The 6,146-nt window shown below is 67.2% G+C and carries 5 protein-coding genes; all 5 read right to left on the bottom strand.

What is annotated here, in order from left to right:
* Positions 1–108: 108 nt before the first annotated feature.
* The 5 genes from SAS01S_RS15185 to hutI all read right to left on the bottom strand — a co-directional run bounded on the left by SAS01S_RS15185 (position 109) and on the right by hutI (position 6,122).
* Complete coding sequence (locus SAS01S_RS15185) at positions 109–735, bottom strand: DUF4142 domain-containing protein (protein ID WP_066810287.1); 627 nt, start codon at positions 733–735, stop codon at positions 109–111.
* A gap of 63 nt (positions 736–798) precedes the next feature.
* Positions 799–2,466 carry a urocanate hydratase gene (gene hutU, locus SAS01S_RS15180; protein ID WP_066810285.1) on the bottom strand — a complete coding sequence of 556 codons (1,668 nt, stop codon included), beginning with the start codon at positions 2,464–2,466 and terminating at the stop codon, positions 799–801.
* A complete protein-coding gene (gene hutG / locus SAS01S_RS15175; protein ID WP_066810283.1) occupies positions 2,463–3,260 on the bottom strand; it encodes an N-formylglutamate deformylase in 798 nt (265 codons plus the stop codon). Before hutG ends, hutU begins: the two co-directional genes overlap by 4 nt.
* A gap of 160 nt (positions 3,261–3,420) precedes the next feature.
* Positions 3,421–4,941 (bottom strand): histidine ammonia-lyase, encoded by a 1,521-nt coding sequence (gene hutH, locus SAS01S_RS15170; protein ID WP_066810281.1) that lies wholly within the window; start codon positions 4,939–4,941, stop codon positions 3,421–3,423.
* A complete protein-coding gene (gene hutI, locus SAS01S_RS15165; RefSeq protein WP_174544975.1) occupies positions 4,932–6,122 on the bottom strand; it encodes an imidazolonepropionase in 1,191 nt (396 codons plus the stop codon). The genes hutH and hutI overlap by 10 nt, the downstream gene beginning before the upstream one ends.
* Positions 6,123–6,146: the final 24 nt, after the last annotated feature.

Below are 6,146 nucleotides of genomic sequence, written 5' to 3'. Positions count from 1 at the left end.
AAGGCGGGGACCCATCTCCCAAACTAGCAACGCATCGCGCCGGCCGTACCTGTTGCAAGCGCAAGTGATGGGTCCCCGCTTTCGCGGGGATGACGTTGGTTAGACGCCTTACTTCTTCAGCGCTTTCGCCATGTTGAGGTGATCTTGCACCTTAGGCGCAATTTCGCCCGCGGCGGTCTTCAGGCTCGGCGTGTCGCCCTTGTCGGCATAGCCTTTCATCAGCGACAGCGCGTCCTCGTGCGCGGAAATCTGGCCGTCGACATAGGCCTTGTCGAAATCCTTGCCCTTCAGCTTGCCGAGGTCGTCGAGCTTCGACTGCTGGTCGGCGGTGAGCGTGGGATCGGGCTTGATCTCGGGCGTCGCCTTGGCGGCGGCGGCCTTGATCTTGGCGGTCGATCCGGTGTGCGCTTCGATCATCGTTGCGGCGAATTTCTTGACGTCGGCCGAGTCGGCGTTGGTCTTGGCCAGCTTGGCCGCCGCGATCTCGAACGCGTCGCTCTTCGCCGCCTTGTCGGCGAATTCCTGACCGGTCGGGGTCGGGTTGAGCGCGTTGCCGGCGGCGTCGAGGGCATTGCCGGTCGCGTTGCCCGCGGCGCCGATCGCAGTGTCGGTGGTGTTGGTTACATCGCTGCCGATCTCGCTGACCGTGTTGGTGGTCGTGTCCTGGGTCTTTTGCGAGCAGGCGCCCAGGGCGGCGACAAGCGCGATCGCGCCGAAACGGAGTGTGACGTTCATGATATTCTCTCCTTCGAGCAGCAGAAACGCCGAGCCTGGGGAGGACGTTCCAGCGTCCAATGCTCAGAAGGGGATACTGGGCAGGTCGAGCCCCTGCTCGCGCGCGCAGTCGATCGCGATGTCGTAGCCGGCGTCGGCATGGCGCATCACGCCGGTCGCGGGGTCGTTCCACAGCACGCGCTCGAGCCGTTTCGCCGCCTCCGGCGTGCCATCGGCGACGATCACCATGCCGGCATGCTGCGAATAGCCCATACCGACGCCGCCGCCATGGTGTAGCGACACCCAGGTCGCACCGCTCGCGGTGTTGAGCAGGGCATTGAGCAGCGGCCAGTCGCTGACCGCGTCGGAGCCGTCGCGCATCGCCTCGGTCTCGCGATTGGGGCTGGCGACCGATCCCGAATCGAGATGATCGCGGCCGATCACCACCGGCGCCTTCAATTCGCCGCTGGCGACCATGCCGTTGAACGCTAGGCCGAGCCGGTGGCGGTCGCCCAGGCCGACCCAACAGATCCGCGCAGGCAGGCCCTGATAATGGATCCGCTCGCGCGCCATGTCGAGCCAGCGGTGGAGCGGCGCATTGTCGGGCAGCAGTTCCTTCACCTTGGCGTCGGTCTTGTAGATGTCCTCGGGATCGCCCGACAGCGCCACCCAGCGGAACGGGCCGATGCCGCGGCAGAACAGCGGGCGGATATAGGCCGGGACGAAGCCTGGAAAGTCGAAGGCATTGGCGACGCCTTCATCCTTGGCGACCTGGCGGATATTGTTGCCGTAATCGACCGTCGGCACCCCTGCCTTCTGGAAATCGAGCATGGCGCGAACGTGCGTCGCCATCGATGCCTTGGCGGCTTTCGCTACGCCGTCGGGATCGCGCTCGCGTCCTTCGAACCATTGGTCGAGCGTCCAGCCCTGCGGGAGGTAGCCATTGACCGGATCGTGCGCCGAAGTCTGGTCGGTCAGCAGATCGGGGCGGATGCCGCGACGGAACATCTCGGGCAACAGATCGGCGGCGTTGCCGAGCAGCCCGACCGAGACCGCCTTACCCTCGGCCTTCGCCCGATCGAGGATTGCCGTCGCCTCTTCGATCGTATCCGCCCTGTAATCGAGATAACCGGTCGACAAACGCATCTCGATCCGGCTCGGCTGGCATTCGATCGCCAGGCACGAGGCACCCGCCATCACTGCCGCGAGCGGCTGCGCGCCGCCCATTCCGCCAAGGCCCGCGGTCAGCAGCCAGCGACCGGTCAGATCGCCACCATAATGCTGGCGGCCCATCTCGACGAAGGTCTCGTAAGTGCCCTGAACGATGCCTTGGGTGCCGATATAGATCCACGAGCCCGCCGTCATCTGTCCGTACATCATCAGCCCGGCGCGATCGAGCTCGGCGAAATGCTCCCAGGTCGCCCAATGCGGGACGAGGTTGGAATTGGCGAGCAGCACGCGCGGTGCATTCTCGTGTGTGCGGAATACCCCGACCGGCTTGCCCGACTGGATCAGCAGCGTCTCGTCGCTCTCCAGCCGGCGCAAGGTCTCGACGATGCGGTCATAGCTTTCCCAATCGCGCGCGGCGCGGCCGATGCCGCCATAGACGACCAGTTCCTGCGGGTTCTCCGCTACGCGTGCGTCGAGATTGTTCATCAGCATGCGTAGTGGCGCCTCGGTCAGCCAGCTCTTGGCCAAGAGTTCGGTACCGGTCGCGGCCTGGATGTGACGCTGATTGTCGATGCGGGTCATGCTTGGTCCTTGGCGAAGGAAAGGGCGGCGGCGAGCACGCGGCCCAGATCGGTGCGGAGCGAGGCGGCGATTGCGGGGTCGTATTCGGGCGGCCAGTTGCCCTCGTCGGGTTCGCCTGCGGGCTCGCGAAGATAAGCGCGCATCGCGATCTCCATCTGGATGGCGTGGACGCCCTGATCGGGCTGGCCGTAATGGCGCGTCGTCCAGCCGCCGCGGAAACGGCCGTTGAGGACGTGGCTGCGGCTGGCGCATTGCGCGACCACGGCCTCGGTGAGCGCCGGATCACAGGTCGCGCCATTGTCGGTGCCGATGTTGAGCTCGGGCAATTCGCCGTCGAACAGTCGCGGGATGTGGCTGCGGATCGAATGGCAATCGTACAGCACGACGCGCGGGTGGAGCGCGCGGAGGCGAGCGATCTCGGCCTCGATCGAGGCGTGATAGGGGGCGAACCACGCCTCTCGGCGCGCGGCGACATCGGGTGCGGCGCCGTCGCGATAGAGCGGTTCGCCGTCGAAGGTTTCGGTCGGGCAGAGGCCGGTGGTCGCCTGCCCGGGATAAAGGGATGCGCCCGAGGGGTCGCGGTTGCAGTCGATCACGCTGCGCGAGACGTCGGTCCAGATGAGGGTCGCGGGGAAAAGCCCCTCGTACAGCGTGCGGATATGCCAGTCGGCATCGCGGATCGCCCACCAGCGCGAGCGGAAATCGGGAAGGAGGTCGGCCGGGATCTCGGTGCCGCCGTGTGGAAAGGTGAGGATTAGCGGGAGGTTGCCGCGGCGGACGTGGAGCCAGGTCATGCGGGGTTTCCTGCGCTAACCCCAACTCCCAACGTCATCCCGGCCTTGTGCCGGGATCCACCGTGCCGCGGACCCCGGACAAGGGGCTCAAGCTTCGCGCTCTGTTGCGCAGTGGACCCCGGCACAAGGCCGGGGTGACGGGTAAGGAGGAGGTGCGCGCTCACCCCACCACCCCCGGCAATTCCCCCACCGCCACCAACAGCCGCTTCGACCGCACCAACTCCGTCGCGATCGCCATGTCCGGCGCCATGTGCCGGTCGTCGGTCAGCATCGGTACCCGTTCCCGCAGCAGGCGGCGGACATGTTCGACCGGCTCGCTCGACAGCATCGGCGCGTGGAAATCGCAGCCTTGCGCCCCCGCCAGGAATTCGATCCCCAACACCGCGTCGACATTCGCCGCCATCTCGATCAGCCGACGCGCGCCATGCGCTGCCATCGACACATGATCCTCCTGATTGGCCGAGGTCGGGATCGAATCGACGCTGGCGGGGGTCGCGCGTTGCTTGTTCTCGGACACCAAAGCGGCGGCGGTCACTTGCGGGATCATGAAGCCCGAATTGAGTCCGGGTTTCGGCGTCAGGAACGCCGGCAATCCCGACAAGGCCGGATCGACCAGCATCGCGACGCGGCGTTCGGCGAGACTGCCGATCTCGCAGATGGCCAGCGCGATCATGTCGGCGGCGAAGGCTACGGGCTCGGCGTGGAAATTGCCGCCCGACAGTGCTTCGTCGGTTTCGGGGAAGATCAGCGGATTGTCCGACACGCCATTGGCCTCGGTCACCAAGGTCTCGCCGGCCTGGCGCAGGATGGTCAGCGCGGCGCCCATCACTTGCGGCTGGCAGCGCAGGCAATAGGGGTCCTGCACGCGCGTATCGCCTTCGCGGTGCGAGGCGCGGATCGCCGAGCCTTCCATCATCCGGCGCAGCGCGTCCGCCGTCTCGATTTGGCCTTTGTGGCCGCGTAGCGCGTGGATGCGGTGATCGAACGGTGCGTCGGAGCCCTTGGCGGCCTCGGTCGACAGGATGCCGGTGACCAGCGCGACGCGATACAGCCGCTCGGCCTCGAACAAGGCGGCGAGCGCATACGCGGTCGAGAATTGCGTGCCGTTGAGCAGCGCGAGCCCTTCCTTGGGCCCCAAGACGAGCGGCGCGAGCCCCGCCTGTGACAGGGCGTCGGTCGCGGGCAGGCGCTGGTCGCCGAGGAAGATCTCGCCGACGCCGATCATCGCCGCCGTCATGTGCGAGAGCGGGGCGAGGTCGCCCGACGCGCCGACCGACCCTTGCGCGGGCACCACCGGCACTAGCCCCTTGGCCAGCATCGCCTCGAGTAATTCTACCGTCGCTGGCGCGACCCCTGATGCACCGCGCGCCAAGCTGGCGAGCTTCAGCGCCATCATCAGCCGCGCGATCGGCACCGGCATCGGATCGCCGACGCCGGCGGCATGGCTCAGCACGATATTGCGCTGAAGCGTCGCCAGATCCTTGTCGCCGATCTTGACGCTGGCGAGCTTTCCGAAGCCGGTGTTGATGCCATAGACCGGCTCGTGCCGCGCCAGGATGCGTCCCACCGCCGCCGCGCTCTCGGCGATCGCCGGGCGGCAGGCCGGATCGAGCACCGGCACTGCGCCTTCGTAGATCGCTTGCCACGTCGAATAGGGGACGGCACCGGGAGTCAGCTGCATTCGCCGTCCTTCACGCGTAGATGGAGAGGGTTGAAGCCGATCCGATAGACCAGCTCGGCCGGCTCGGAGATGTCCCACACCGCCAGGTCACAGGCCTTGCCGGGTTCTAGCGTGCCGATCTCGTCCGCGAGACCGAGCGCTCGGGCCGCGTTGACCGTCACGCCGCGCAACGCCTCGGTCACGGTCAGCCGGAACAGCGTCGCCGCCATGTTGAGCATCAGCAACAACGAGGTGGTCGGCGAGGTCCCGGGATTGCAATCGGTAGCGATCGCAATCGGGACCTGGTGCGCGCGGAACAGGTCGACCGGCGGCAGCTTGGTCTCGCGCATGAAATAGAAAGCGCCGGGCAGCAGCACCGCGACCGTTCCCGCCGCCGCCATCGCCCGCGCATCCGCCTCATCGGCATATTCGAGGTGATCGGCCGACAGCGCGCCGAAGCTCGCCGCCAGGCTGGCGCCATGCAGCGCCGACAATTGCTCGGCATGGAGCTTGACCGGCAAGCCGGCCTGCCGTGCCGCCGTTAGCACGCACCCGGTTTGCTCGGGCGTGAACCCGATGCCCTCGCAAAACGCGTCGACCGCATCGGCGAGGCCCTGCGCGGCGGGGATCATCTCGTTGGTGACTAAAGTGACGTAGTCATCCGGCCGGCCTGCATATTCAGGCGGCAGCGCATGCGCGCCGAGCAACGTCGTCGCGACGCGCACCGACCGCTCATCGCCCAGCGACCGCGCCGCGCGCAGCATCTTGAGTTCGTCGGCGACGGTCAGGCCATAACCCGATTTCACTTCGATCGTCGTCACGCCCTCGGCAAGCAAGGCGTCGAGCCGGGGCAGAGCGGTCGCGACCAGATCTGCCTCGCTAGCCGCCCGCGTGGCGCGCATCGTCGACACGATGCCGCCGCCGGCGCGCGCGATCTCTTCATAGGACGCGCCGTCGAGCCGCATCGCCCATTCGCCCGAACGGTCGCCGGCATGGACCAGATGCGTGTGGCAATCGACCAATCCCGGGGTGACCCAGCGCCCGCCGCAATCCACGATCTCGCCGGCCGCCGCGGGCGCATCGGCACGCGGGCCGGCGTAGGTGATCACGCCATCGCGGCTCGCGACCACGCCATCCTCGACCACGCCCAGCCCATCGCCGGCCATGGTCGCGAGTCGGGCATTGGTCCAGGTCCGTTCCATGACCTCCATCCTTGCCCGCGCGCA

Origin of the sequence: Sphingomonas asaccharolytica NBRC 15499 (assembly GCF_001598355.1) — a bacterium.
GTDB lineage: Bacteria > Pseudomonadota > Alphaproteobacteria > Sphingomonadales > Sphingomonadaceae > Sphingomonas > Sphingomonas asaccharolytica.
The sequence above is the reverse complement of the archived record's forward strand: the minus strand, read 5'-3'. Positions and strand labels throughout refer to the sequence as shown.

What these genes read in the sequence shown, in the direction of transcription:
- hutI (WP_174544975.1), bottom strand. Translation starts at nt 6,122, where the DNA reads ATGGAACGGACCTGGACCAATGCCCGACTCGCGACCATGGCCGGCGAT.
- hutH (WP_066810281.1), bottom strand. Translation starts at nt 4,941, where the DNA reads ATGCAGCTGACTCCCGGTGCCGTCCCCTATTCGACGTGGCAAGCGATC.
- hutU (WP_066810285.1), bottom strand. Translation starts at nt 2,466, where the DNA reads ATGACCCGCATCGACAATCAGCGTCACATCCAGGCCGCGACCGGTACC.
- SAS01S_RS15185 (WP_066810287.1), bottom strand. Translation starts at nt 735, where the DNA reads ATGAACGTCACACTCCGTTTCGGCGCGATCGCGCTTGTCGCCGCCCTG.
- hutG (WP_066810283.1), bottom strand. Translation starts at nt 3,260, where the DNA reads ATGACCTGGCTCCACGTCCGCCGCGGCAACCTCCCGCTAATCCTCACC.